Raw genomic sequence first — 25,550 nt, forward strand, 5'->3', positions numbered from 1 at the left:
GTATCAGGCTTCCACGACCTGCGGCACCCACTGTTGCTGCGGAATCGGCAATTGGCACGAGTCGCCACGGCCGATCGGGAAATACTGGAAGCCCTTGCGCGACAGGCGCTCGCCGTCGTACAGGTTGCGGCCATCGAAGATCACCGGGGTTTTCAGGCGCTGGTGGATCAGGTCGAAGTCCGGGGCCTTGAACTGTTGCCATTCGGTGCAGACGATCAATGCATCGGCACCGTTCAAGGTCGATTCCGGCGTGCCCATCAGCATCAGGCGCGCTTTGTCGCCGTAGATACGCTGGGTTTCCTGCATGGCTTCCGGGTCGAATGCACGCACATCGGCACCGGCGGCCCACAGCGCTTCCATCAGCACACGGCTGGGGGCGTCGCGCATGTCGTCGGTGTTCGGTTTGAACGCCAGGCCCCACAGGGCAAAGGTCTTGCCACGCAGGTTACCTTTGAAGAACGCGTTGACGCGCTCGAACAACTTGCTCTTCTGGCGTTGGTTGATGGCTTCCACGGCTTCCAACAGATCGCTGGAGCAGTTGGCCTGCTTGGCGCTGTGGATCAAGGCGCGCATGTCCTTGGGGAAACACGAGCCGCCGTAGCCGCAACCGGGGTAGATAAAGTGGTAGCCGATGCGCGAGTCGGCGCCGATGCCCAGGCGCACGGCTTCGATGTCGGCGCCCAGGTGCTCGGCCAGCTCGGCGATCTGGTTGATAAAGCTGATCTTGGTGGCCAGCATGCAGTTGGCGGCGTACTTGGTCAGCTCGGCGCTGCGCAGGTCCATGAAGATGATGCGGTCATGGTTGCGGTTGAACGGTGCGTACAGATCGCGCATCACGTCGCGCACTTCTTCGCGCTCGCAGCCGATGATGATGCGGTCCGGACGCCGGCAGTCGGCCACCGCCGAGCCTTCCTTGAGGAATTCCGGGTTGGAGACGATATCGAAGTCCAAGTGCCGACCGGCCACGTGCAGGGCTTTTTCGATATACGCACGCAGGGTGTCGCCGGTGCCCACGGGCACGGTGGATTTTTCTACCAGGATCACCGGTTCCATACGGTGGCGAGCCACCGCGTCGCCCACCGACAGTACGTATTTCAAGTCGGCCGAGCCGTCTTCATCCGAAGGCGTGCCCACCGCGATGAACAGCACTTCGCCGTGTTCGACCGCGAGTTTTTCATCAAAGGTAAAGCGCAGGCGCCCGCTTTCCAGGTTCTCCTTGACCATGGCGGCCAACCCCGGCTCGAAGATGCTCACATGGCCTTGCTGCAACAGCTTGACCTTGTTCTGATCGACGTCCATGCAGATGACATCGTGACCGACTTCGGCCAATACGGTGGCCTGCACCAGGCCGACGTAACCACTACCAAATACACTGATTTTCATGGGGCATTCCTGGGACTTGTGGCACTAGCACGACGAGAGTTGATGATCAGCACACCGAGGATGACAAGCGCCACCCCCAGGGTTTTGGAAAGCGAAAAATGTTCGTTGAACACCGGCAGGCTGGCGGCCAGCAGGTACACCAGCGCATAGCTGATGCTCAGCAGCGAGTAGGCACGCCCCAACGGCAGGTGCTTGAGCGCGCCGAGCCAGCAGAGCATCGACAGGGCGTAGGCGCAGATCGCCAGCATCACCACGCCAAGGGCGTCGAGGTCGATCCGGGCCGTCAGCCATTCGTGGGGCAGCGGTAGACGCGTCATGCTCCAGCGCATGCCCAGTTGGGCAACGCTCACCAGGCCGACGCTACCCAGCGCCAGGGCAAAGCCTTGAACCCGGCTCATACCTGGCGCCCCAGCAGCACGACACCGGCAATCACCAGCAACACGCCCAGCCAGTGGCGGCGGTCGATGGGTTCATGGAAGACAAACCGTGCCACCAGCGTGACCAATACAAAATTTAGGCTGAGCATGGGGTAGGCGATGCCCACTTCCAGGCGCTGTAGCACCAGCAGCCACACCAGCAAGCCCAGGCCCAGGCAGATCAACGCGGCCCACAGCCACGGCGAGCGCAGTTTCAGCGCCCAGCCGTCGGGCTGGGTGCGCCAACCTTCCACGGCGAATTTTTGCGCCACCTGGCCCATGCAGGTCAGCAGGCATGCGGCGAGCAACAGCAGCAAGGTCGTCACGGTGCAACCTGCGCGAAGATCAGAATCACAATATTGCCTTGCTCATAACGTTTGCCGTCCTGAGGCAGCAGGTTCAGTTCGGCGACCTCATCGTCGCCCTTGACCCGCATCACCACGCCGACAGCCCCTTTTTTGCGCGCGTCGCTCATCCATTGCCGGACATGGCTTGTGTCGACCTGGTGATGGCCGGCATCCGGGTAGGCGAGGCCGTATTTCACTTCGCCAATCGTGTTGTAGAGGGTCACGTCCGGGCGTTGCAGGCGCCAGGACAGGGCCGACGCCGCGCCGAGGTCATTGCTGAGCAACGCGCTGGCCGGTTGCAGTTCCTGCAGGTGGTCGATGATGAATTGATCCGGGGTCTTGTTGTAGACCACCGAGTGCGGCAGCGCGGCCGGCAGCAGCGCAACCATCAGCCAACTGCCGAGTACCGGCGCGGCCCACAGATGCAAAGGCCGTGCAGCCTGCAGCAGGTTGACGATGATCCAGGCGAACAGGAAGGCGAACACCAGCACCAGGCTGAGGGTTTCCTGGCCGTGCTCATACACCGGTTTTTTCAGTTGAAACCAGGTCAGCGCCAGCAACCCCACGACGCCGATCACCAGGTTGAGCCAGCCATTGATGCGCAATACGCGGCCACGGCCGGCGGCCAGTTTGGCGGCCAGGGTATTGCCCATCAGCAAGGCCAGGGGCAGCAGGCACGGCATGATGTAGGAAGGCAACTTGCCCTTGGCCAGGCTGAAGAACGCCAGCGGCATCAGCAGCCACAGCAACACAAAACCGCTGCCGGCGCTGCGTTTGTCCAGCCACGCCTGCTTGAGCGTTGATGGCAGCAGCGCCACCCACGGCAGGCAAAACGCGACCAGCAGCGGCAGGTAGTACCAGAACGGCTCGGCATGCTGGGCATCGTCACCGGCAAAGCGCTGGATGTGTTCGTGCCAGAAGAAGAAGTTCCAGTAGTCCGGTTCCTGCAGATGCACCGCCAATGCCCACGGCAGGCTGACGACGATTGCCACCACCACGGCCACCACGCCATACGCCAGGAGTTCGCGAAAGCGTTTTTGCCAGATGGCATAGGGCAGGGCGATCAGCACCGGCAGTAGCCACGCCAGGAAGCCCTTGGTCATAAAGCCCATGCCACAGGCAAAACCGAGCAATGCCCAGGCGCCCAAACGGCCATTGCGGCGGGTGCTGTCAAAACAGAACCACAAGGCCACGCCGGTCAGGTTGACCCAGAAGGTGAACTGCGGATCAAGGTTGGCATACCCGCCCAGCGCCGCGACGCTGACAAAACTCATGTACAGCACGGTACTGATCAGGGTTTTCTGCGGGTCGTTCCATAGCCGACGCGACACCAGCGCCACCAGCAGGATGCTCAAGCCGGTACTCAATGCCGAGGCGAAACGCACGCCAAACAGGTTCTGGCCGAAGATCGCCTGGCCCAGCGCGATCATCCAATAGCCGCCCGCCGGTTTTTCGAAGTAGCGAATGCCCATGAAGTGCGGCGACGCCCACTTGCCGGTCAGCAGCATTTCCTGGCTGATCTGCGCGTAGCGGGTTTCATCCGGAATCCACAAGCCATGGGTGGCCAGCGGCAGCAAATAGAATGCGCCGAACGCCAGCAGGAGCAGGGGCAGCGCCCAACGTCGGATCATGCCTGTTGCACGCCGAGCCAGCCCTCGCGGCCGCTCAAGGCGCCGCGTACCAGCTGTTGCCGGGGCAGGGTGGAGAGGTCCGCCGGCAGCAGGTCGCCCAGCGGTTGGAAGTGGATGCCGCGCTGCCCGGCCTGGGCGAGCAACTGGCGAAAATCGTGGGCCATCAGAATCCCTTCTACTTCTGCGTGGATCGTGTAGACGTTGAGCTTCGACTCGGTGAACCGGTCAAGAATGAAGCGGTTGAAATCCTTGGCGGCCACCACCGGCCCGACGACTTCGTCGAAGGTCGGCAGGTCCACCGGAATTTGTGGGGTGCCCGCGCTGCCGTCGGCCAGGGTCGGTCGAAACAGGCTGGTGCCCCGGCAATCACTGTTGTAGCGAAAGTTGAAACCTTGCTTGGCTTGCACCACGCGCTCATCGGCACGCCAACCGGCGGCCGCTGAACAGTCGACGCGTTCGCCGAGGATGTCGCTCAAGGTGTCGACGCCACGGCGGATCTGCTCGAGCAATTGCGCATCGCTCCAACGCCCGGTGTTGGCCTGCCAGCCGTGGTGGTCCCAGGCGTGCAGGCCGACTTCGTGCCCGGCGGCCTTGGCCTGGCGCATCAAATGCCCCAGATCGCGGCCAATCGGCTTGCCCGGCCAGGCGGTGCCGGCCAGCAGGATGTCCCAGCCGTACAGGCCGGCGGCGTTGGAGCGCAGCATCTTCCACAGGAACTGCGGGCGGATCAGGCGCCACAAGTGGCGCCCCATGTTGTCCGGCCCGACACTGAAGAAGAACGTCGCTTTCACCCCCGCTTCATCGAGGGTGTCGAGCAGCCGTGGCACACCTTCACGGGTGCCTCGGTAGGTGTCGACGTCGATGCGCAAGCCTGCCTTCATCAGTGCTTATCCGCGATTTCGAGCATGGCTTCGCGCAGGAAGAAGTCCAGCGTGTTGCCGATGGTTTCGCTCATCGCCACGGTCGGCTCCCAGTTCAGCAGGCGCTTGGCGTTTTCGATGCTTGGCTTGCGGTGCGCCACGTCCTGGTAACCGGTGCCGTAGAACGCCTTGCTCTCCACATCGCGGAACCCGGCGAACGGCGGGAAATTGCCGCGCAGCGGGTGCGCTTCGAACTGGCGCAGCAGTTCTTCGCCCAACTGGCGGATACTGGCTTCGTTTTCCGGGTTGCCGATGTTGATGATCTGGCCGTTGCAGGCATCGTTGTCGTTATCGATGATGCGCGCCAGGGCTTCGATACCGTCGGCGATGTCGGTAAAGCAGCGTTTCTGCTCGCCACCGTCGAACAGGCGAATCGGCGTACCTTCCACCAGGTTGAGGATCAGTTGGGTGATCGCACGGGAGCTGCCGATACGGGCGGAATCCAGGCGGTCCAGGCGCGGGCCCATCCAGTTGAACGGACGGAACAGCGTGAAATTCAGGCCCTTGGCGCCGTAGGCCCAGATCACGCGGTCCAGCAGTTGCTTGGAGACCGAGTAGATCCAGCGTTGTTTATTGACCGGGCCGACCACCAGGTTGGAGGTGTCTTCGTCGAAATACTGGTCCTGGCACATGCCATACACTTCAGACGTCGACGGGAAGATCACGCGCTTGTTGTATTTGACGCAGTAACGCACCAGCTTGAGGTTTTCTTCGAAGTCCAGTTCGAATACGCGCAGCGGGTTGCGGGTGTATTCGATCGGCGTGGCGATGGCCACCAGCGGCAGCACCACGTCGCACTTCTTGATGTGGTACTCGATCCACTCGGTGTGGATGCTGATGTCGCCTTCCACGTAATGGAAATTGGGATGGCTGCGCAGGCGCTCGATGGCGTCGGAGCCGATATCCAGGCCGTAGACTTCGTAACGGTCGTCACGCAGCAAGCGCTCGGACAGGTGGTTACCGATAAAGCCGTTCACGCCCAGGATCAGTACGCGGGTGCGGCGTGGCTTGCGCCCGGATTCGGCACCGCGCAGTACGGAGCCGTCGACCAGGCCCAGCTCATTGGCAAGCGAAGGGCCGGCCAGGTACAGGCCGTTATCGTTGCGCTGGCCGAACTTGACCACCAGGGAGTCTTCACCGCAGGCAATTCGCAGCGGGTTGACGCTGATCACCCGGCCCGGCGCCAAGCCTTCGTTGCCCTTGACCACCTCGGCCTGCCACACGATCAGTTTGTGCTCACCAACGGCGCAGAAGGCCCCCGGATACGGTTGGGTCACGGCACGAACCAGGTTGAACAGTTCTTCAGCCGGTTTTTTCCAGTCCAGCTTGCCGTCGGCGGCGGTGCGGCGGCCGAAGTACGTTGCCAGGCTTTCGTCCTGGGCGGTCTCGCTCAACTTGCCCTGGGCCAGTTGCGGCAAGGCATCACGCAGCAGGCTGGTGGCGGCATCACGCAGCTTGGCGTGCAGGGTCAGGCCGGTATCGCTGCGTTCGATGCTGACTTTGTGCTGGGCAAGGATCGCGCCGGCATCGGCACGCTTGACCATGCGGTGCAAGGTCACGCCGGTTTCGGTTTCGCCATTGACCAACACCCAGTTGGCCGGCGCGCGGCCACGGTATTTGGGCAGCAACGAGCCGTGCAGGTTGAACGCACCTTGGCGGGCGGTGGCCAGCAGCGGCTCGCTCAGCAGGTTGCGGTAGTAGAACGAGAAGATGTAATCCGGGTTCAGCTTGGCGATGCGCTCGATCCACAGCGGGTGGTTGGCGTCTTCCGGGGCATGCACGGGGATGCCGTTGCGCGCGCAGAGCTGGGCGACGGAACCGTAGAAGGTGTTTTCCTTGGGGTCATCGGCATGGGTGAATACGGCAGCAATGTCGTAGCCGGCCGCCAGCAGGGCTTCAATGCCTGCACAGCCAATATCGTGGTAAGCGAAGACAACAGCGTTTGAATTCATGACGAAACCTGATCGGAAGGAGAAGTAGAGGTATGGGAAGTCGCCAGGCCGTCAACCACGACGACTGGAGCCGGTGCCGCCGGGGTGTTGCGCAGCACCTTTTCAATAAAGAAGCGTGGGCGGGCGCGGACATCGCTGTACATGCGGCCCAGGTATTCGCCCAAAAGGCCCATGCCGATGAACTGGCCACCCGTAAAGACGAACAGCACCGCGAACAGCACGAACATGCCATCGCCCGCCCATTGGGCACCAAAGGCCAGGCGCAGCACGATCAGCGCAAATGCAAACAGAACGCCCACGGCCGCCAGGCTGAAGCCGACGATGGACAGCAGGCGCAGCGGCGTGGTGGTCATGCAGGTGAGCAGGTCGAACATCAGGCTGATCAGGCGCATGGCGCTGTATTTGGACTCGCCGTGTTCACGCTCGGCGTGGTGCACCAGGATTTCAGTGGTGTGGCGGGCAAAGCCGTTGGCGAGGATCGGGATGAAGGTGCTGCGCTCGCGGCAGGCGAGCATCGCGTCGACGATGGTGCGGCGGTATGCGCGCAGCATGCAGCCGTAGTCGCTCATGGCCACGCCGGTGGAGCGTTGCACGGCCAGGTTGATCAGGCGCGACGGCCAGCGGCGAAAGGCCGAGTCCTGGCGGTTGTTGCGCACGGTGGCAACCACGTCGTAACCCAGGGCAGCTTGTTCCACCAAGCGCGGGATTTCTTCCGGCGGGTTCTGCAGGTCGGCGTCGAGGGTGATCACCACGTCGCCCCGGCACTGTTCAAAACCGGCCATGATCGCCGCGTGCTGGCCGTAGTTGCGGTTGAGGATCACCGCAACCACATTACTGCCATCCTCGCAGGCGGCGTCTTCGAGCATCTGCGCGGAGTTGTCGCGGCTACCGTCATCCACCAGGATAATTTCGTATTCGTAGGCCAACTGCTTGCAGGCGGCTGTGGTGCGACGCAGCAGTTCAGGCAGGCTGTCTTGTTCGTTGTAGACCGGAATAACGATCGACACACAATGAATAGGGTAGGGTTTCAAAGATTCAGGACCTCGGGGTTAGAGCAACTTGGCGCGTTGAAAACAGCAGCATTCATTGGCTGAGCAGGCAGCCCGCAGATAAACAAGGCGGCATTAAAGGCGAAGCAGAATCAATAGGTTAGTCACTAAAACGCGGATTGCCATGAAGTGCTGCAACAAAGATTAAGCGTAAAAATGTGGAACCGATATGAAAGGCAGATGAAAAACTCGTTTATTTGACAGGCAGACAGCTAGGGTTCAGCTAGTGAACCAAGGCGTTGCCGCCGTTTGTGGGTGGGCGAATCAGAACGCTTTTTGAGCGGTTTGGTTCAGGCTGGGCGAGCAGGCTTGGCCGCTGAACTTTATTCAAGAATCTTCTCTGCAATGGCGCCCAAGTGCCGGTAAAGTAAGCGCTCTCTTGCCAGGGTAATGGGATGAATAGCGTGCAGCTTTTACGCGGCCGGTTGCGGCCAGTGTTGATGGGGTTGTTGGTGGGCGTGGCGTGTGTCACCAGCGTGCGGGCCGATGACGGCGTGGCGCTGACCAGCATCGACCAGGTGCCGGACGGTGTGGAAGTGCGTGGCAAGCAGGTCGCGGCCTATACCTGGGACGACCGCCAGGGCAAGAACCTGCTGGTGCTCGCCGAGCAAGTCAGCGAACGCGAAGACGATGGCACCCAGTCGGCGTTCGTGTACGCCGCCCAGTACCTGATCGACGGCAGCCGCCCCAAACGCGTGTGGATGCTCTATGACGACGTGCAGCGTTGCGAGTTCGACGCAGCGCTGCGCTTTGATCGGGGCGCAACCAAGGTCACCGACCTCACCGGCGACGGCATCACCCAGGCCACCGTGGGCTATTCGCGCACCTGCACCAGCGATGTCAGCCCCAATGAGTTCAAATTGATCATGCACGTGGGCAAGTCGCAGAAGTATCGCCTGCGTGGCGTCGACCGCTATGGCGCCGCCTGGTGGGACGAAGAGGCCGGCGCGCTGCGCGGCATGCCGCTGCCCACGGATTGCAGCGTGGCCGGGCAGCAGGCCTTGGTCAGCCAATACAAGGAGCAGGGCACTGAGTTGCCGTTGCCGGGTTGCTATGGCGATGAGAAGGATTTTGCCAAGGCGCCCGAGGCGTACCTGGCGTTCATGCGCCAGCACTGGTTCGCCCTGATGCAAAAGCAAGACGCTGAATGGAGCCAGGCCCAGGCCCAGCCGTCGCAACCCACCGAAGAAGACGATACGGCCCCGTGATTTGGTACGAGGGCGGCTCCTGCGCTAGACTCGGCCCTCGCCAATTCCATAAATACCTAGGTTAAACAAAGGTTTGTTCAAGGTATTTAATCCAAAGGCTGATCTATTTTGACTGAGTCCATTCGCAACCCTCTGACCCTCTACCTGACCCGTCTGGCACCCTCCAGCCAACTGACCATGCGTTACGTGTTGCAAGATGCCGCCGACCGCCTGGGCTTCGAGGACATCAACCTTGAAGACATCGACTGGCACTTGTTGCAACCCGAACATGTCATCGCGCTGGTGGCAGCCCTGCGTGAGGACGGTTACGCGCCCAACACCTCGTCGCTGTACGTGAACGCCGTACGCGGCGTGATGAATGAAGCCTGGCGCATGAGCCTGATCAGCCAGGAACACCTGTTGAAGATGCGCACGGTCAAGGCCGCGCCCGGCACTCGCCTGGGCCAGGGCCGCAACCTGCGGCGCACGCTGATTCGCGAAATGATGCAAGCCTGCGCCGCCGACCCACGCCCGCAGGGCCTGCGCGACGCGGCGGTGATTGGGATTTTGTACGGCTCGGGTATGCGCAAGTCCGAGTCGGTCAACCTCGACCTGGCGCAGATCAACTTCGACGAGCGCAGCTTGCGGGTGATCGGCAAGGGCAATAAAGAGTTGGTCAAATACGCGCCGGACTGGGCGTTTGCCAAGTTGCAGGCGTGGCTGGCGTTTCGGCGCGAGCAGCTCAAGGAGGGCGAGCAGGACGATCACTTCCTGTTTAATCGTATCCGCCGGGGCAGTCATATCACCCGTGAGCGCATCACCAAGCACGCGATCTATTACATTGCCCGCCAACGCGGAGCGCAGGTGGGGGTGAAGATCATGCCCCATGACTTTCGCCGCTCGTTCATTACGCGCGTGATCGAGGAGCATGACCTGTCGATTGCGCAAAAACTGGCGCATCACAGCAATATCCAGACCACCGCCAGCTATGACGTACGTGACGACAATGAGCGGCGGCGGGCAGTGGACCGGTTTGATCTGTGACGAGGTCAGGGCGAGGGCGGTGCGCTTGCCAAATGCGCCGGCAAACGGCGCAGGGTCCACATCACCGTGAGCATCGCGGCGACAGCGCACAACGCAATGCCGATCAACATGGGCGCAGGCGTGTGGTTGGCGAACACGCCCACCAGGGTCATGCACAGCGCAGCGGTAATCATCTGGATGGCGCCCAGCAGGGCCGAGGCGGAGCCGGCCACTGCGCCATGCTCTTCAAGGGATAACACACCGGCGGCCGGCAACAGCAGGCCCAGGAACCCGAAGCCCGTAAACAGCAGGGTCATCATCAACGCCAGGCTATCGATCCAAAGCGTGGTCATCGCCAACAGGACCATGACCACCGCCACCGCCGTCACCGACCAGCGAATCACCGGCGCCAGGCCAAAACGCGCGCTCAAGCGTGCCGTCAGTTGGCTCATGGCAAAAAATGATGCGGCATTGAGTGCGAAACACAGGCTGAATTGCGTCGGCGTGAGGCCGAAATGCTCGATGTACACGAAGGGCGCGCTGCCGATGAACACAAAGAACGTCGCCAGGCCAAACCCGCAGACGACCGACAGCCCGATAAACACCGGATCGCGCAGCAGTGCCCCATAGCTGCTGAACGCGTTGCCCAGGGTCTTACCCAAGCGGCGTTCGGCCGGGTGCGTTTCGGGCAGTTGCAGGATCGTCATCACCAGGCATGCCACGGCTACCACCGCCAACACCGCAAACACTTCGCGCCAGCTCCACAGGGCGATCACCACGCTGCCGGCCAGTGGTGCGAGGATCGGCGAAACACTCATCACCAGCATCAGCAAGGCCATCAGCCGCGCGGCTTCATGGCCGGTGTACAGGTCACGCACTATGGCCCTGGGCACGACCATACCGGCACAGGCGCCGAATGCCTGCACCGCGCGAAAACCGATCAGCACTTCAATGCTCGGGGCCAGGGCGCAGCCGACACTGCCCACGGCAAAGATCACCAGCCCGGCATAAATCGGTGGCTTGCGCCCGAATACATCGCTGATCGGCCCGTAAAACAGTTGGCACACGCCGATGATCATGAAGAACACCGTCAGGCTCATTTGCACCGCCGCCGGCGAGGCATTCAGGCTCGCGCCCAGGGTGGGCAAGGCGGGCAGGTAGCTGTCGATAGCGAACGGGCCGACGGCGGTGATCAACCCCAGCAGCAGGGCCAGGTGGGCGATACTTCGTGACATGAGGCGGTTCCGGGCAGTGCAGAGGCCGGTCAGCTTAAGGGAAACGCGCAAATCCGCAAACTTAGGCTTCACTAACAGGCAACTGGTGCCGATAACACCAGTAGCAATGCACGAGCGGTTGGGTTGCCAGCCGGCAGTCCAAGTACGGGGATACCAGCATGACGATCAAATTACGCTTGATGTTGTTGATTGCGACCGGGTTGCTGACGGCCCTGGTCATGAGCCTGACCGGCTACTTGGGCAATACCCGGATGGGCAACGCCGTGCAGGACAACGAGGTCGGCATGACCGTGCTGCGTAACCACATGGAAGCCGACATGATGCATGACGCCCTGCGCGCCGATGTGTTGTCGGCCATGTTGGTGGGCTTGGGGAAGAGCACCAGCACCAAGGAGGAGGTCAATAGCTCGCTGAAGGAGCATGCCGACAATTTTCGCCAGGTACTGGGGGAGAATCTCAAGCTGCCGGTGGTAGACACGATCAAGACCAGCCTGGAGAAAATCAAACCCAGCCTGGATACCTACATCAGCGCCGGCGAACGCATCGTCGCGCTGGCCCTGGTTAACCCCGAGGCCGCGCGCGGGGAGCTGGACGCCTTCAATACCGCCTTCAGCCAGTTGGAAGATCAGATGGCCGCCCTGAGCGAACTGATCGAAAGCCATACCCTGAAAACCAGCGAGGGCACGCACCAATCCCTGAGCAACGCCAATTTCACCCTCGGCGCGGTATTGATTGCCAGCCTGTTGCTGCTGCTGGCCCAGGGCCGTTGGGTCATCCTCAGCATCATGGGCCCGCTGCAAACCGCCAGCCGCATTGCCGCCAGCATCGCTCGGGGTAATTTGAGCGAGCCGATTGTCGAACCGCGTCGCAAGGACGAGGCCAGCTCGTTGATTCGCAGCCTCGCCACCATGCAGCGCGACCTGCGCGGCATGATCGAGGTGGTGCGCAGCAACGCCCAGGGTGTCAACGGCATGAGCGAGCGATTGAGCCAGGGCTGCCATGAAGTGGCCGGCAGCAGCCAGCAACAAAGCAGCGCCGCCAGCACCATGGCGGCGGCGGCGAGTGAAATGACCGCCAGTATTGAAGAAATCACCCGGCATGCCGGGCGCGCCCTGGATATGGCCAACCAGGCTGAAGCCCTGGCCAAGGATGGCGGGCGCGTGATTCACCAGGTGGTCAAGGACATGGACGGCATCGCCCGTTCGGCCCAGCAATCGGCCCAGGTCATCCGCACGCTGGATAAAGAGTCCGAGGCGATCTACAGCATTATCCAAGTGATTAAAGGCATCGCTGACCAGACCAACCTGCTGGCCCTGAACGCTGCGATTGAAGCCGCGCGCGCGGGCGAACAGGGCCGTGGGTTTGCCGTGGTGGCCGACGAAGTGCGCAGCCTGGCGGGACGCACCAGTGCCTCGACCCAGGAAATCGCGAGCATGGTCGCGCGTATCCAGCAAAACACCCGCGAGGCGGTAACTAGCATGGAGGAGGGGGTTTCCCAGGTCGACAAAGGCATGGCCGTGACCGCTGAGGTCGAGCGGGCGATTCGCGAGATTCTGCAGGCCACCCTGAATACCACCGAGCTGGTCAACGATATTTCACGCACCATTGGGGAACAGAGCCTGGCCAGCAACGAAATCTCCCATCAGGTGGAAATGATCGCCGGCATGTCGGAGAACAACAGCCGCGTTATCGGTGAAACGGCTTCGACCACCGATGAGCTGGCCGGCCTGGCCGGCAAATTGTCCCAGTCGGTAGATCGGTTCAGCTTGTAACGAAGGCACATTTTCAGCCGGCCCCTGTGGGCCGGTTTTTTTTGCTCGTGCAAAATAAAGATTGAATATTCACACCTAATGTTATTTAAATAACAAAACAAGAGCGACACGACCTGCCTGGTCGTGCCGTAACAAGGTGGAATCGCAATGAGCAAGATCGCAGTCATCGGCAGCAACATGGTGGACTTGATTACCTACATCGACCGCATGCCGGCCCGGGGCGAAACCCTGGAAGCGCCGGGTTTTGCCCTCGGGTGCGGCGGCAAAGGGGCCAACCAGGCGGTGGCGGCAGCCAAGCTTGGGGCCGATGTGCTGATGCTGAGCAAGGTCGGCGACGACATGTTTGCCGACAACACGGTGGCCAATTTCCAGCGCTTTGGTATCGACACTCGTTATGTACAGCGAGTGCCGGGCGTTTCCAGCGGGGTGGCGCCGATTTTTGTGCGGGCCGACTCCCATAACAGCATTTTGATCGTCAAGGGTGCCAATGCGCATTTGTCGCCGGCGGATATCGAGGCGGCGGCCGAGGACCTGCGGCAGTGCGGGCTGATCGTGCTGCAGTTGGAGATCGCGGTGGAAACCGTGTACTACGCCATCGAATTCGCGCACCGGCACGCCATTCCCGTCCTGCTCAACCCCGCGCCGGCCCTGTCCGGGCTCAGCGCTGAACACTTGGCGCACCTGGACTTCCTGATCCCCAACGAGTCGGAACTGGCATTGCTCAGCGGGCACGTGGTCGACTCGCCGGAATCGGCGCATGCCGCCGCCCGCAGCCTGTTGGCCGGTGGCATTCGCCACGTGATCGTCACCCTCGGCGAACACGGCGCGTTGTACGTGGGGGAGGAGGGCGAGTTCCAGGTACCGGGGGTGCGGGTCGAGGCCCGTGACACCACTGGCGCCGGGGATGCGTTTATCGGTTGCTTCATTCACCACTGGAACCGCGACGGCCATATTCGTCAGGCCATGGAACAGGCGGTGGCCTATTCCGCCTGCTCGGTCATGGGCCTGGGTACACAGACGTCCTACCCCGACCGCGAAACGTTCAAGCGCTTTCAGCAACAGCCGTAACACTCTCAACCCAGCCCGGAGAACAATAATGAACAAACCTGCGCTGCAACAGACACCCGATGGTTTCTACCTGAACCGCACACCTTGGTTCGCCTTTATCCTGCTGTGCAGCATTTTTGCGCTGTGGGCCGCGGCGGCGAGCATGAACGATGTGCTGATCGCCCACTTCAAAAAAGCGTTTTTGCTCAGCGATTTCCAGACCGCCTTTGTGCAGTCGGCGTTTTACCTGGGCTACTTTTTCGTGGCGATTCCGGCGGCGATGGTGGTTCGTCGTTTCAGCTACAAAAGCACCATCCTGATCGGCCTGCTGTTGTATATGTTCGGCTGCCTGCTGTTTTTTCCGGCAGCCTCCACCGCCAAATACGGCATGTTCCTGCTGGCGCTGTTTGTGATTGCCGCCGGCCTGTCGTTTCTGGAGACGGCCTGCAACACCTACTCGACGCTGATGGGCCCTCGGGAAACCGGGACGCGGCGATTGAATATTTCGCAGACCTTTCACCCGTTCGGCGCCATGGCCGGGGTGTACGTGGGCAGCTTCGTGATGTTCAAGGACACCGACGCCACCACAGAGCAACTGACGCAGATGAGCGCCTCCGAGGCGGCGGTGCAGCAGTTGCAAATGATCCAGTCCACGCTGTTGCCTTACCAGTGGATGATTGCGGTGCTGGTGCTGATATTTATCCTGGTCGCCATGACCCGGTTCCCTGCGTGCAAAGGCAACACGCCCGCCGGCAGCAAGCCTGGCAGCTTGCGTCAAAGCCTGGGCCGGCTGTGGCGCAACCCGCGCTTCACCTTTGGCGTCTTGGCGCAGTTTCTGTATGTGGGCGCGCAGGTGGGCGTATGGAGTTTCACCATTCGCCTGGCCATGCAAATGGGCGGTATGAATGAGCGCAGCGCTTCATGGTTCCTGTTGACCACCTTTGCCGCCTACTTTGTCGGCAAGTTGATCGCCAACCTGTTGATGCGCCGTCTGCATCCGGCCAAGGTGCTGGCGATCTACGGCGTGCTGTGCATCGTGCTGCTGGCCTATACCATTCTGGTGCCGAACATTTCGGCGGTGTACGCGGCGGTCGGCGTGAGTATTTTCCTGGGGCCTTGCTGGCCAACCATCTACGGCCTGACCATTGATGGCCTGGGCGAAGACACCGGCGTCGGCGGTTCACTGCTGGTGATGAGCATCGTCGGCGGCGGGGTGATCCCGATCTTCCAGGGGCTGTTGTCCGACGCCAGCGGCGGCAACATGCAGCTGGCCTATAGCGTGCCGTTGCTGTGCTTTATCGTGATCGTGATGTATGCGCTCAAGTGCATGCGTCAACCCGGCACTTTGCCGGTGGGTGCGACCGGAGCGGTGGCCTCATGAATACACGTATCCCGTTGTACCCAACGGTGTTCGGCGAGCAGGAGAAAATCCTCCTGCAATCGCCGGCCTTCAAGGTCAGTGCCTGGGTCTATCCGTCCGGCGTGTTGGCCCTGAGCCTGGAGAACAGTCGTGGGCGATTGGTGGTATTGCCTTACCAGGGGCAGATGATCTGGTCGGCCGTGTTCGACGGTTGCGACCTGACCATGAGCAACCTGTTCGAGCAGCCCCGGCCCAGCCCGACGATTATCGACACCTACGGCTGCTTCATGTTTCACAGTGGCCTGTTGCGCAACGGTTGCCCGGCCGCCGATGACACCCATGCCTTGCACGGCGAAATGCCCTGCGCGCCCCTCGACTCGGCCTGGCTGGAGGTGGGCGAGGGCTTTGTGCGCCTGGGCGGTTCGTATGAGTACGCCAAGGGCTTCGGCGATCGCTACCGGGCGTGCCCCAGCGTGACACTGCACGCCGATTCGGCCGTGTTCGATATCGACATGCAGGTGACAAACCTGGCCGGCAAGCCCATGGACCTGATGTACATGGCCCATATGAACTATGCCTATGTGGACGGCGCGCGTTTCGTCGAGCCATTGGGCGTGCAGCGCCAGCGCCTGCGCACCAGTGTGCCGGACCACGTCAAGCCGACGCCGGCCTGGAGTGCCTATATGGCGCAATTGGCTGAGTGTCCCACTCAACTGGGCTGCCTCGAACAGCCATCGCTGTACGATCCCGAGATCGTGTTCTTCTTCGACGGCGTGGGTACGGACACCCTGGGCCAGGCACACTTTCTGCTGGACCATCCCGACGGTACGGCGTTCTACACCCGCTACCGTCCCGGGCAATTCGAGCACGCCGCACGCTGGATCCTGCACACACCGGATCAACAAGTGGCAGCGTTCGTGCTGCCGTCCACCTGCGAGCCCGAGGGTTATAACGCCGAGAAAACCAAAGGTCACGTGCGTCAGCTGGCCGCCGGGGCCTGCGCATCGTTCAGTGTCACCACCGGTTATTTGAATGCGCAGGAGCGCCAACGATTGTTGGGTTAAACCAGCAATTGCGCACCGCCGGCCCGAATAGCGTCCTGATACGTTCGGGGGATTTTCTTGTCGCTGACCACGTATTGAAAGTCTTCAAGGGTGGCGAAGTGAGCGGTGCGCACCGTGTCGAACTTGCTGAAATCGGCGAGCAACACGCGTTGCTGGGCCTGGCGCATGACCTTTTGCTTGACCTCGACTTCATTGAAGTTAAAGCACGTTACGCCGAACGCCTGGCTGACGCCGGCGGCGGTCACGAAAGCCCAGGTCAGGCGCACGCTGTCGAGGATGCTGCTTTCGGCGCTGCTTTCAAAGACCTGGTTCTTGCGGTGAAAGGTGCCGCCGCACAACACAATGTGGCAATTGGGCTTGTTCTGCAGCTTGAGCAGCACGTTCAACGAACTGCACACCGCGGTGAACTCCAGTGCATCAGGGATGAAATCGACCACAAAAGGCGAGGTCGTACCGCAGTCGAAAAATACCGTGTCACCGGCCTGGATCAACTGCGCGGCGAGTTTGCCGATACGGCGCTTTTCTTCTACGTGGCGCGTGTCTTGTTCGGCCACCCGGTAATCGCCGACGTCATTACCGACGCGGGTGATGTAGCCACCCAACAACCGCAGGTGATCGCTGAAATGGCTGAGATCACGGCGCAGGGTCATCTCGGAAACGTCCAGCAGGGCGGCCATTTCCCTCAGGTGAATGGCGTTCTGGTCCTTAAGGGCTTGTTGGATAAGCTTCAGTCGCTCGGCTTTTCTACTGTCCACGGGTATTCCAGGGCTTGATTGTTAGTGTTAATTAAGTAACATTAATTGTTAGTATTGTAACGCACTGGCGTGAGTATTGTGACAAGCGCCGCATCATCATTGGCAACATACAGGCAAGGACCCGTTAAATGAACAGTCTTCCACCCACCGCATTGGCCAAATATATCGATCACACCTTGCTGGCGCCGGACGCTTCCCGGGAACATATCCGCACCTTATGCGAAGAAGCCCAGGCACACGGTTTTTATTCGGTGTGTCTGAACTCGGGGCAAGTGCCTTATGCCGCGACCTGCCTGGCCGACAAAACCGTGGTGATTTGCGCCGTGGTGGGCTTTCCACTGGGCGCCGGCCTGAGTGACACCAAGGCCTTCGAAGCCCAACGCGCCATTGCCGCCGGGGCAGGGGAGATCGATATGGTGCTCAACATCGGATGGTTGAAAGACGGCTTGCTGGACGCCGTGCGCGATGACATCGCCTTGGTCCAACAGGCCTGTGGCGCCGTACCGTTGAAGGTCATTCTGGAAACCTGCCTGCTTGACGACAGGCAGAAGGTCCAGGCGTGTGAAATCTGCCGGGAACTGGGCGTGGCCTTCGTCAAGACATCCACCGGCTTCAGCCGCAGCGGCGCTACGGTCGAAGACGTGGCCCTGATGCGCAAAACCGTAGGCACTGGGGTTGGAGTGAAGGCCTCCGGCGGCGTACGCGATTATCCGACGGCAGTGAAGATGATTGAAGCTGGGGCGACACGCCTGGGCAGCAGCTCAGGGATCGCAATCGTGGGCGGCGCCATGACCGCGGCGAGCGGTTACTGACGGCGATTTTGCTGGCAAGCACAGCCCTGTATTAATATAACTCAACTAAATACTCATTTAGTTGAGTTAGATTCATGTTTAGGTATCAAGCATGGGCGAGGACAGTGCTGATGCGCCAGGCCGTCTCTCCATACGCATGGCCTTTCGGCGCTCACGAGGGATAGCCCGTCGGCCTTTGGGGAATTTCTTCAAGATCGATGCGCATCATCGCGTTCCGGCTGCTCAAGGGGTTGGATCCGCACTTTATCGGTTATGCCGCCGAACACACGGCTGTTTGCCGGTGCGGGCCTTGGCGAATTCCAGCCCATCGGATCAATCTCAATACGTATAGCGCCACAAGGGCCGTGCTGCGTCATTGGCCAAGCGTTGGGCGCTGGATTGGAAAGGTGCCGGTATGCTGATCGACGGATGTTCATCTGGCCGATCTCGACACAGAGGTTGGTGCCGGCACCGACCAGAAACACACAGACCTTGAAGACAGGATCACGCAGTTGCCGCCGGGTCAAAACCAGCAGCGAAATGTTCGTGGCTGGTGGCTTTGCCCAGGGTTGGCGTTGACAGGGGTTTGGTGCGTTGAAATCTGGTGGGCACTGCCGCTGATTGCGTAACATGGTATTACGCATAATGTATATTATGTTAAAACATATGCCATGTTAAAAATGTTCATGAGGCTCATAAGGTACTGATTCGACAAACCCGCTTCTGACGTCCAATCTCTCAACGGGCCATGTCCTCCGTGTTCATGGCGAGTCCTTGTATGAGGTGGCTGCCGATGAAGCTGATTCAGTGCCGTTTCTCTTCAGGTCAGCGTGTGCCGCTGCTCGTGCAAGCTGGTCATGCAGCTCCGTTGCCCATACTCATTCCGTTCATCTACGTCCAACTCAAACTCAGGCACCGCGCTTACAACACGGCTGCGGCGCACCTGCGCGCGATCCAGGCTTTCTACACTTATGCCAAAAGCCGTGACATCAATATTGATGACGCCATCTTGGCCTGCCACTTTGAGTCGATTCTGGCTTTACTCGACGGTTACGCCATCTGGCTCCAAAGCGGCCGTCAAGCCGTCAACCTGGTTGCCCGAATCGGCAGAGCCGAAACCGTACCTTTTCTTCAGATCGATCCGCGCACCCGTGACCAGTACCTGCGGCTGTTAAAGCACTACCTGTCCTGGTGTGTCACCCGATACATCCCGCGTGCTCGTCAAAACTCAACCACCCAGGCTAACATCGAGGTGGTATTGGCAGATGTCGCCGACGTCATTGAACGACGCTTTGAGAGCCATATCATCAATGTTCGTCCCGACCACGCTCGTTACCGCAGCCTGACAGATGCACAACTCCAGATCATTCGCACACTGATTCGCCCGGGCGCTGCGGAGAATCCGTTTCTGGAGCGACTGCAGTTGCGCAATTGGCTAATGATTGAATTACTGCTGGAGACGGGTATCCGTCGCGGAGAGCTTCTGAAGCTCTACACCACGGATATCAATCAGGGATCTCAGCATGCCTATGTCAGTATCAATGATCGCGAACATGATCCCGGCGACCCACGAACTGAAGAGCCAGCGCTGAAAACACACGGACGGACAGTAGGTATTTCCGCGCAGTTGTATGAGGTTTACGAGCATTATATCCAAGGAGAGCGACGCCCCCTGCGTAACGGCAAACCAATGAAATTGCTGTACCGCTATTTGTTCATCTCGGATCGAGGCCGTCCGCTGTCGATCCGCGCGTTGTCAAACGTCATTGATCGGCTGTTTCTGACCATTGAACTGGCTCATCCGGGGTTGTTGCCTACACTTTCCGCCCATGACTTTCGCCACACCTTTGCCGACCGCTTTTTGGCTTACCTGGTCGAGAGGCGTGGGCATGACCTCGAGCGGGCCACGGACGAACTCCGACGAGTCTGCGGCTGGTCTGATACGTCGACGATGCCTCGCCGTTATGCAAGTCGTTATCTAGCCGAGTCGGCCAATCTCCACAATGCCCAGCGTGCCTCGGCAGCCTGGAGCCGGCTTGACAGTTAGGGAGGTTCGCCATGACCAAATCAGCCGATCAAGAACACGCGTTACCCCCCTCCTCTTTTCCGGACTATGTGTTCGAGGGGCCGGCTCAGGTTGCTATTCGAACTCGCACTGATGACCAGCCCCGCTACGTCGATACCCGATTGAATGTCTGGGTATGGTACGACGGCGGAAAAGCTATGAAAATTGACTGGGACGCCCTACATCTGAATCCCCATCTCATACAGATCGCCAAAGCGTTCGTAGCCTATGCCTTGGAAAAGTATGCTCCAGTAACTGCATTCAAAGCGTCCGGAGTGTTCGAGCGATTAGCTGAGAGCGACATTTCAGCCAAATTTCCTTGGACGCGACAAGAGGTGGTTACGACCATAAGTACTTGGACGAAATTTCGTGAGAGCACTATTTTCTTCAGAACGTTTTATCGCTGGGCCCTCAATCGAGGAATACTGGGCTTTGACAATGCAACATATCTAGCTCTTAAAGAAATCAAGACCAGTCGACTTGATCCTTATGAGCGTATATTTTTGTCTCAGTCCGGATTAGACCTTGATGAAGAGGTTCGATTACTTAAGCGAATTGAGCGGGATATTCAAGTGCAAAGCTGGAATGAATTCCAGCTAAACATAATGCTTAACTTATGTTTCGAGCTGGGCCCTCGCTCGATCCAACTCCACTCGCTCGACATTGAAGATTTTGAGTTCATTGAAAGCGCTGATTATGAGAAGTACTACACCCTCTGGCTACCCATGGCCAAAAAGGTCAGTCAACGCAGACCTGAACGACGACCTCGTAAACTAACCACGAGACTGGGTGAAAAAATTTCAGAGCATATTTCTATAGTTCAACAACGCTTTGGCAGGGGCTGTAAACCATTATTTGTAAACCTCAAAGGAAGGCGCCTCTCGGTGTCCGAAATAATTGCGGGCCTTAAACAGGAGCTCCGTGAAGCAGGAATAGATAAACCAAACCAGGTAACCATGCTGCTGCGTCATCACCTCGGCCAAGGCCTGGCGGACCAAGGAACGCCAGCAGACATGATTGCCGAATTGCTCGGCCACAATAGCACTGTTGCTGCGCGTGCCTACGTAACGGCAACCCCCAATATTGCCCGGATCAAAGCGAAAGCACTGGGAAAGAGCCCGGCCTATCAACGCATCATGCGCAGCTTATTAACTGGCGAAATCGTCCAACGCCGCGATACTGTGCCGGAAAGGGCCATACGCGGCGTCGTCGATACGCAGTACATAGGAGACATTGGTGCCTGTGCACTGCCGGTTCACACGCACTGCCCCTACAATCCCGTCTTCGCCTGCTACACCTGCAAGAAATTTCACCCCTTTGCTGACGGTCGCCATGAGCAGGTGAAAGAGGCGTTGCAACGGGAAGCGCAACGGTTCATTGATATGGCAGAACAAGTCGGTGACCTCACTCACAACCGGCCCCTCGCCCAGCATCAGATGACCATCCTGGCGGTAAGCGCTACGATCGAGCGCTGCCGGCAGCACACGGAGGATGCGGCAGATGACGCCCTTTAAGGCAAGGCAGAGTCTCAAAAGCTTCATTAACCAGGAACAAGCGTTTTTTCATTCATTGCCAATTACAACGTCGTGGGGGTCAACGCTATGGTCGGTCGAGCGCTGGTTGCCTCAACGCGTGAAGCAACAGTCCATAACCTTTGAAACTCACCGACAATCGCTTGAAAAGAATGGCTATTCTGTTCCTCCTAAAGATGCCCTCCCCTTGGATTTCCAGGATTTTTGCAAGGCATTAATCGTATATCTGCAACGCACCCGGAGCCTGAAGTTTTCGATGGTCGCGGCCTACAATATTGCAATACGCCGGCTTTATAATCCGTTGTTTGAACGACGCGTATCCGACCCTACACAGTTGACGCGGGGGGATTTTGACCGCGTCGTAGGATTTCTTCGCGAAAGTGGCTACAAGAACCTTTACGACGCGATCTCTCATCTTCAGGTGATAGCGGATACGATCGATAAACTGCAATTAACCGAGACCGCAATCCACTTTGTACATGATGTAAAACCAGAAAGTAGCCGCAACGAGTACATCTCATTGCACGATCCTGATCGTACGGTAAAACAGCGTAAATCAGATCTTAGATTGCCCTCTCGTGAGGCGATGGAAGCATATGCCCTATGTTCGAATAACCCGCTCAGCGACGGCGAAGAAATTTTGCTGCGTGTGATTGATTTATTGATTGCGACTGGACAACGAGGTAACGAAGTAGCAGTCATCCCTTATGATTGTTGGGTCGAGAGGCCGATCAAAGGGAGCACAGGAGAAGCCGTTGTAGATGCCAACGGTAAACCTCTGGTCGAATGCGGAATTAGGTACTTTGCGGAAAAGCAATTTCAATCCCGTGTTCATTGGCTCGCTGAAACTGACATTCCATTGGCGAGGCGCGCTGTTGAACGCTTAAAAGCCTTAACTATCGACCAACGCCAGATAGCGCTGTGGCAAGAAAAAAATCCAGGTCGTATTTGGGAGCACTTGCCAAATACAATTTTGCCAGAAAATGAAGTGATGAAGTGGTTAGGCTTTCTCAACTTCAGAAACCTGGGACTTTACTTGAATCGCAACGGAGTGCATCCCGTGGGTTGGTCGGATGAAGGTGATGAAGAATATTGCTGTTATTCCGCCGGAGAGATTGAATCACTCATTGTGCCAAAACTCAGGAATCATGTGGCACTAGCAGAAGCTGAAAGCCTTGGGCAAAAAGTGATACTTAGGACTAGCGAAACATTGGCCATTGCCTTCGACGGCCAATTTCGCTGCGGCGGCCGTGAGGCGAATGTTTTTCGCGCAGTTCCGCGCCGAGTTACTTTGGAGGATATCAATCGGGCGCTTGGTGCTGACCCAGCATATCCATCAATCTTCTCCCGCCGGTCATTCGTTGAGCCCGATGGAAATCCGATTCGGTTAACCAGTCACCAACCTCGACATTGGCGAAACACTATCTACCATCTGACCGGCATGAGTGATGTTCAGCAAGCATTGGCCTTAGGGCGAAAACGCCTTGACCAAAATGTCTACTACCAGCATACGAGCATTGAGGAAAACACTGCTGCGCATCACGAATTTTTGGCGTTCAATAGCCATAACGAACGCATCGACTTTCTACATACAGGCATCAGAGATAAACGCATTCAGGGCGCTTTGACCGACAGTTACCATACGTTGCTGGCAGATAAAGGCTCGACCACTGCAGAAGCATTCCTCACCGTACACGCCACCGCGCTGCATGTGACACCCTTCGGGGGCTGCGTTCACGATTTCTCCCAAGCGCCCTGCCCTAAGCATCTTCAGTGCTGGAATGGCTGCTCGCATCTCCATCTGATGGGCACTCCATCGGAGCGGGCCAACCTTGAGAAACAAGCCGAGAATCTGACGATGGCAATCACCATCATGCGCGATGCCGGCGCTGGAGAGGCAGGCAGCGATGTATGGCTGGCGGACCAGGAAGGCAAGCTCAACAATCTAAAATCCGTGCTCGCGCGCGATACCAATGTAGGTGTGCAACGCGTGTTTCCCAATGGGCATCCAATGACCGTTGCGGACACGGATAAGCGGCACAGTTCGGTTTCGGATGATTAGAGGCGACCATGGCGCAACGACAGATCTTGAGGGGCGGCACCTTGGACGAGGCGATCGACGCCCTCCTCGCACAAATGATTAGCTTAGGATTGGAGCTCGCGCCTATTTCACGCCCCGAAGTGCAGCGTCGATTAGGCCTGACGAGCCGAGCGACCTTAGTAGGTGACCGTGGGAGACGAATCGAGTCTGCCCGTATCGCACAGCTCAAGGAGAGTGGAAAAGATCCAGACGGGGCCCGCCGCCGAAGAAGCCTCGAGGAACGTATTGCTAATCTGCAGGCAGAGAATGCTAGCTTGATAAAGCAGCGAGATCAGCTTTATGAAGCATTGTCGGCAATTGTACAGAATTGTCTGCTAAAAGGATTGGATGTCGAAAACATATTGACTCCATTGCGACGTCGGTAAGTGGCAGAAAGGTTGCCAACGCCGATGACTGACGCCGCGGACAGGCAAGATTTCCTAACCGCTAGCGCATAGAAGCTGCCGTTAATCGTTCAAACGTGTTGCGCTCACGCTCACCGAGTTGCCGGTGTGGCCGAAAAAATTATATGAGGACTTTGCAAATTGGATCTGCAGGATCCCAAGACTTCAGTGTAGATATGCCCTCCCTCCAAGCTATACACATAGACCGCCTCCTCACTGAGGTCATCCACCGTCTCGCGCACCTCTAACAGCCTCTCCATCTTCCACCCTTCACTTCCGTTCAGATAAGCCGGGGAAACCAACTGAACATCCAACAGCCAGATGTCTGCTCCATGTTCATTCAGTAACTGCTGAAATGCTGAAATGCTGGGAATCAAAACCATGCTATTCAACGTTTCAGTGCCTTGCTGTCTACCTACTTTGACGTAAAACCAGGGGCAATGAGTGGTCTGCTCAACGTACTGCCAGTACTGGATGATGCCCTCACCCAGGTACGCGCCGAGGAAAATCTCTGTTGGTTTGTGAGTGATGAACATAACGCCATCCCAAAAGTGAACACTATAGATTGTAGCCCTATAGAGCTCGAGAAGGCTTCATCGTTCCTTTTGCGAGGTCGGCAATATGGAACTGAAACAGGCATTTGGTGCGGCCCTGAAAAAGCTGAGATCGGAGAGGAAGCTTTCCCAGGAAGATTTCTCCGACGTCAGTAGTCGTACCTATCTCAGCACCCTAGAGCGCGGTCTGAAGAGCCCTACGATCGAGAAGGTCGACGAGCTGGCAACTGTAATGGACGTTCATCCGCTGACCATACTCGTAGGCTGTTATCTGCTTCAGGACAATAAGACTTCGTTAGACGAACTGTTTTCCCGAGTTCTAACGGAACTGCCAAGCGAGATGAAGTGAACATCTGACGGATTATGTTCCACGAGCAAAAGGGATCAACGGAAGGCTAGGGGTTATACAGCTTGTGCTAGCATCCAATTTGATCCATAGATCGAGGTCAGCTGCGATGAAGCACCCAGATCAGCCGGAAAATAGTCTCTCTGAAATCTTGGAAGGTAAACAGAAACGCCGTGATGCGTTAATGCTTGCTGTCAGCCTTGCGTCGCCGTCCGAGTTAGAAGGTCCTGCTGAGCGCTTGAAAGAGGTGATGAGAAAACCTGCTGGATCACGCCGTCAACGCATTCCGCCACCAGAGTTCGCCCGATAGAGAAAAATACGATTTCTACCCCGTGAGCTACATAGCTGATGCTCATGGGATAAGAGCAAGTCTTCTCAGTCGCGGCAGGGCTTGCTGAAGACTGGGCGCAATGCGTCGAGCTCGAACTCCCCGAAACCGGTCTCTGTAGCCTCCAGTTTGACGAGCAGGATCAGAACATCCAGCTCCTAAAATTTGATGGTACTCATCCATTCTGCGAGCTTTTCCACTTCAGCTGCTGCCTGGCGCAGGGCCTCGCGCGCGACGTGAACGGCGGGAGGCATCATCCCACTGCCTCCTCTATTAGCCAAAAGGTTCATCTCATGGCTACTGATGAAC

Annotated in this window: 23 protein-coding genes and 1 pseudogene; 13 read left to right on the forward strand and 11 right to left on the reverse strand. The window is 58.5% G+C overall.

Annotated elements, in window-relative coordinates; translation table 11 throughout:
• Nucleotides 1-3: 3 nt before the first annotated feature.
• From AB4N98_RS26475 to arnC, 7 genes are read right to left on the reverse strand one after another with little or no spacing between them, the layout of a single operon-like run.
• Nucleotides 4-1,383 carry a UDP-glucose dehydrogenase family protein gene (locus tag AB4N98_RS26475; RefSeq protein ID WP_460149067.1) on the reverse strand — a complete coding sequence of 460 codons (1,380 nt, stop codon included), beginning with the start codon at nt 1,381-1,383 and terminating at the stop codon, nt 4-6.
• Nucleotides 1,380-1,781 carry a 4-amino-4-deoxy-L-arabinose-phosphoundecaprenol flippase subunit ArnF gene (gene arnF, locus AB4N98_RS26480; RefSeq protein ID WP_065879072.1) on the reverse strand — a complete coding sequence of 134 codons (402 nt, stop codon included), beginning with the start codon at nt 1,779-1,781 and terminating at the stop codon, nt 1,380-1,382. Before arnF ends, AB4N98_RS26475 begins: the two co-directional genes overlap by 4 nt.
• Nucleotides 1,778-2,125, reverse strand: a complete 348-nt coding sequence (gene arnE / locus AB4N98_RS26485; RefSeq protein WP_017528032.1) for a 4-amino-4-deoxy-L-arabinose-phosphoundecaprenol flippase subunit ArnE — start codon at nt 2,123-2,125, stop codon at nt 1,778-1,780. The genes arnF and arnE overlap by 4 nt, the downstream gene beginning before the upstream one ends.
• The gene (arnT, locus tag AB4N98_RS26490) at nt 2,122-3,777 is read right to left on the reverse strand and encodes a lipid IV(A) 4-amino-4-deoxy-L-arabinosyltransferase (protein ID WP_065879073.1); all 1,656 of its coding nucleotides are present in this window, start codon (nt 3,775-3,777) and stop codon (nt 2,122-2,124) included. Before arnT ends, arnE begins: the two co-directional genes overlap by 4 nt.
• Entirely contained in the window at nt 3,774-4,658 is an 885-nt protein-coding gene (gene arnD, locus AB4N98_RS26495; protein WP_017528030.1) for a 4-deoxy-4-formamido-L-arabinose-phosphoundecaprenol deformylase, read from the reverse strand. Before arnD ends, arnT begins: the two co-directional genes overlap by 4 nt.
• Nucleotides 4,658-6,649, reverse strand: a complete 1,992-nt coding sequence (arnA, locus tag AB4N98_RS26500; protein ID WP_017528029.1) for a bifunctional UDP-4-amino-4-deoxy-L-arabinose formyltransferase/UDP-glucuronic acid oxidase ArnA — start codon at nt 6,647-6,649, stop codon at nt 4,658-4,660. The genes arnD and arnA overlap by 1 nt, the downstream gene beginning before the upstream one ends.
• The gene (gene arnC, locus AB4N98_RS26505) at nt 6,646-7,680 is read right to left on the reverse strand and encodes an undecaprenyl-phosphate 4-deoxy-4-formamido-L-arabinose transferase (protein ID WP_137220104.1); all 1,035 of its coding nucleotides are present in this window, start codon (nt 7,678-7,680) and stop codon (nt 6,646-6,648) included. The genes arnA and arnC overlap by 4 nt, the downstream gene beginning before the upstream one ends.
• Before the next feature lie 413 nt (nt 7,681-8,093).
• Between arnC and AB4N98_RS26510 the strand changes: the two genes are divergently transcribed.
• Nucleotides 8,094-8,906 carry a M949_RS01915 family surface polysaccharide biosynthesis protein gene (locus AB4N98_RS26510; RefSeq protein WP_017528027.1) on the forward strand — a complete coding sequence of 271 codons (813 nt, stop codon included), beginning with the start codon at nt 8,094-8,096 and terminating at the stop codon, nt 8,904-8,906.
• 108 nt (nt 8,907-9,014) lie between these two features.
• The gene (locus AB4N98_RS26515) at nt 9,015-9,929 is read left to right on the forward strand and encodes a site-specific integrase (protein WP_017528026.1); all 915 of its coding nucleotides are present in this window, start codon (nt 9,015-9,017) and stop codon (nt 9,927-9,929) included.
• Between the two features lie 5 nt (nt 9,930-9,934).
• On the opposite strand, the gene AB4N98_RS26520 is transcribed toward AB4N98_RS26515, so the two are convergent.
• Entirely contained in the window at nt 9,935-11,143 is a 1,209-nt protein-coding gene (locus AB4N98_RS26520) for a multidrug effflux MFS transporter (RefSeq protein WP_017528025.1), read from the reverse strand.
• A 785-nt stretch (nt 11,144-11,928) separates the two neighbouring features.
• Between AB4N98_RS26520 and AB4N98_RS26525 the strand changes: the two are divergent.
• From AB4N98_RS26525 to AB4N98_RS26545, 5 genes and pseudogenes are all read left to right on the forward strand, one after another.
• Nucleotides 11,929-12,009, forward strand: a pseudogene (locus AB4N98_RS26525) (hypothetical protein); the annotation flags it as partial.
• Nucleotides 12,010-12,210: 201 nt separating this feature from the next.
• Complete coding sequence (locus AB4N98_RS26530) at nt 12,211-12,915, forward strand: methyl-accepting chemotaxis protein (protein WP_460063979.1); 705 nt, start codon at nt 12,211-12,213, stop codon at nt 12,913-12,915.
• A gap of 147 nt (nt 12,916-13,062) precedes the next feature.
• Nucleotides 13,063-13,983 (forward strand): ribokinase, encoded by a 921-nt coding sequence (rbsK, locus tag AB4N98_RS26535; protein ID WP_460149069.1) that lies wholly within the window; start codon nt 13,063-13,065, stop codon nt 13,981-13,983.
• A gap of 28 nt (nt 13,984-14,011) precedes the next feature.
• Complete coding sequence (fucP, locus tag AB4N98_RS26540) at nt 14,012-15,343, forward strand: L-fucose:H+ symporter permease (RefSeq protein WP_017528022.1); 1,332 nt, start codon at nt 14,012-14,014, stop codon at nt 15,341-15,343.
• Nucleotides 15,340-16,386: an aldose 1-epimerase family protein gene (locus AB4N98_RS26545; protein WP_460149070.1), complete on the forward strand. Its 1,047-nt coding sequence runs from the start codon at nt 15,340-15,342 to the stop codon at nt 16,384-16,386. Before fucP ends, AB4N98_RS26545 begins: the two co-directional genes overlap by 4 nt.
• Here the strand turns inward: AB4N98_RS26545 and deoR are convergent.
• The gene (gene deoR / locus AB4N98_RS26550) at nt 16,383-17,141 is read right to left on the reverse strand and encodes a DNA-binding transcriptional repressor DeoR (protein ID WP_065879078.1); all 759 of its coding nucleotides are present in this window, start codon (nt 17,139-17,141) and stop codon (nt 16,383-16,385) included. The two genes, AB4N98_RS26545 and deoR, sit on opposite strands and share 4 nt — an antisense overlap.
• A 128-nt stretch (nt 17,142-17,269) precedes the next feature.
• On the opposite strand from deoR, the gene deoC reads away from it, so the two are divergent.
• Nucleotides 17,270-17,953 (forward strand): deoxyribose-phosphate aldolase, encoded by a 684-nt coding sequence (gene deoC / locus AB4N98_RS26555; protein WP_116078794.1) that lies wholly within the window; start codon nt 17,270-17,272, stop codon nt 17,951-17,953.
• Between the two features lie 188 nt (nt 17,954-18,141).
• Here deoC and AB4N98_RS26560 read toward each other — a convergent pair whose 3' ends face one another.
• On the reverse strand, nt 18,142-18,564 hold the full coding sequence (locus AB4N98_RS26560) for a hypothetical protein (protein WP_139113510.1): 423 nt from the start codon (nt 18,562-18,564) through the stop codon (nt 18,142-18,144).
• A 161-nt stretch (nt 18,565-18,725) separates the two neighbouring features.
• Here AB4N98_RS26560 and AB4N98_RS26565 point away from each other — a divergent pair, with 161 nt between their 5' ends.
• Genes AB4N98_RS26565 through AB4N98_RS26575 form a run of 3 tightly spaced genes read left to right on the forward strand, consistent with a single transcriptional unit; the run spans nt 18,726 to nt 23,591 of the window.
• Nucleotides 18,726-19,979, forward strand: coding sequence for a tyrosine-type recombinase/integrase (locus AB4N98_RS26565; protein ID WP_460149071.1), 1,254 nt, complete (start codon nt 18,726-18,728; stop codon nt 19,977-19,979).
• Between the two features lie 11 nt (nt 19,980-19,990).
• Nucleotides 19,991-21,511, forward strand: coding sequence for a tyrosine-type recombinase/integrase (locus AB4N98_RS26570; RefSeq protein ID WP_460149072.1), 1,521 nt, complete (start codon nt 19,991-19,993; stop codon nt 21,509-21,511).
• Nucleotides 21,498-23,591, forward strand: a complete 2,094-nt coding sequence (locus tag AB4N98_RS26575; protein ID WP_460149073.1) for a hypothetical protein — start codon at nt 21,498-21,500, stop codon at nt 23,589-23,591. The genes AB4N98_RS26570 and AB4N98_RS26575 overlap by 14 nt, the downstream gene beginning before the upstream one ends.
• Nucleotides 23,592-24,105: 514 nt before the next feature.
• Here AB4N98_RS26575 and AB4N98_RS26580 read toward each other — a convergent pair.
• Nucleotides 24,106-24,549 (reverse strand): hypothetical protein, encoded by a 444-nt coding sequence (locus tag AB4N98_RS26580; protein WP_460149074.1) that lies wholly within the window; start codon nt 24,547-24,549, stop codon nt 24,106-24,108.
• An 85-nt stretch (nt 24,550-24,634) separates the two neighbouring features.
• On the opposite strand from AB4N98_RS26580, the gene AB4N98_RS26585 reads away from it, so the two are divergent.
• Both AB4N98_RS26585 and AB4N98_RS26590 read left to right on the forward strand, forming a co-directional pair.
• Nucleotides 24,635-24,916: a helix-turn-helix domain-containing protein gene (locus AB4N98_RS26585; RefSeq protein WP_460149075.1), complete on the forward strand. Its 282-nt coding sequence runs from the start codon at nt 24,635-24,637 to the stop codon at nt 24,914-24,916.
• Between the two features lie 106 nt (nt 24,917-25,022).
• Nucleotides 25,023-25,223, forward strand: a complete 201-nt coding sequence (locus AB4N98_RS26590; RefSeq protein ID WP_460149077.1) for a hypothetical protein — start codon at nt 25,023-25,025, stop codon at nt 25,221-25,223.
• Nucleotides 25,224-25,550 lie beyond the last annotated feature (327 nt).

Source organism: Pseudomonas sp. S3_E10, assembly GCF_054667615.1.

Bases quoted from the DNA above. Each gene is read 5' to 3' on its own strand.
- AB4N98_RS26475 (WP_460149067.1), bottom strand. From the start codon at position 1,383: ATGAAAATCAGTGTATTTGGTAGTGGTTACGTCGGCCTGGTGCAGGCC.
- arnF (WP_065879072.1), bottom strand. From the start codon at position 1,781: ATGAGCCGGGTTCAAGGCTTTGCCCTGGCGCTGGGTAGCGTCGGCCTG.
- arnT (WP_065879073.1), bottom strand. From the start codon at position 3,777: ATGATCCGACGTTGGGCGCTGCCCCTGCTCCTGCTGGCGTTCGGCGCA.
- arnD (WP_017528030.1), bottom strand. From the start codon at position 4,658: ATGAAGGCAGGCTTGCGCATCGACGTCGACACCTACCGAGGCACCCGT.
- arnA (WP_017528029.1), bottom strand. From the start codon at position 6,649: ATGAATTCAAACGCTGTTGTCTTCGCTTACCACGATATTGGCTGTGCA.
- AB4N98_RS26510 (WP_017528027.1), top strand. From the start codon at position 8,094: ATGAATAGCGTGCAGCTTTTACGCGGCCGGTTGCGGCCAGTGTTGATG.
- AB4N98_RS26520 (WP_017528025.1), bottom strand. From the start codon at position 11,143: ATGTCACGAAGTATCGCCCACCTGGCCCTGCTGCTGGGGTTGATCACC.
- AB4N98_RS26530 (WP_460063979.1), top strand. From the start codon at position 12,211: ATGACCGCCAGTATTGAAGAAATCACCCGGCATGCCGGGCGCGCCCTG.
- rbsK (WP_460149069.1), top strand. From the start codon at position 13,063: ATGAGCAAGATCGCAGTCATCGGCAGCAACATGGTGGACTTGATTACC.
- fucP (WP_017528022.1), top strand. From the start codon at position 14,012: ATGAACAAACCTGCGCTGCAACAGACACCCGATGGTTTCTACCTGAAC.
- AB4N98_RS26545 (WP_460149070.1), top strand. From the start codon at position 15,340: ATGAATACACGTATCCCGTTGTACCCAACGGTGTTCGGCGAGCAGGAG.
- deoC (WP_116078794.1), top strand. From the start codon at position 17,270: ATGAACAGTCTTCCACCCACCGCATTGGCCAAATATATCGATCACACC.
- AB4N98_RS26560 (WP_139113510.1), bottom strand. From the start codon at position 18,564: ATGTTACGCAATCAGCGGCAGTGCCCACCAGATTTCAACGCACCAAAC.
- AB4N98_RS26565 (WP_460149071.1), top strand. From the start codon at position 18,726: ATGAAGCTGATTCAGTGCCGTTTCTCTTCAGGTCAGCGTGTGCCGCTG.
- AB4N98_RS26570 (WP_460149072.1), top strand. From the start codon at position 19,991: ATGACCAAATCAGCCGATCAAGAACACGCGTTACCCCCCTCCTCTTTT.
- AB4N98_RS26575 (WP_460149073.1), top strand. From the start codon at position 21,498: ATGACGCCCTTTAAGGCAAGGCAGAGTCTCAAAAGCTTCATTAACCAG.
- AB4N98_RS26580 (WP_460149074.1), bottom strand. From the start codon at position 24,549: ATGTTCATCACTCACAAACCAACAGAGATTTTCCTCGGCGCGTACCTG.
- AB4N98_RS26585 (WP_460149075.1), top strand. From the start codon at position 24,635: ATGGAACTGAAACAGGCATTTGGTGCGGCCCTGAAAAAGCTGAGATCG.
- AB4N98_RS26590 (WP_460149077.1), top strand. From the start codon at position 25,023: ATGAAGCACCCAGATCAGCCGGAAAATAGTCTCTCTGAAATCTTGGAA.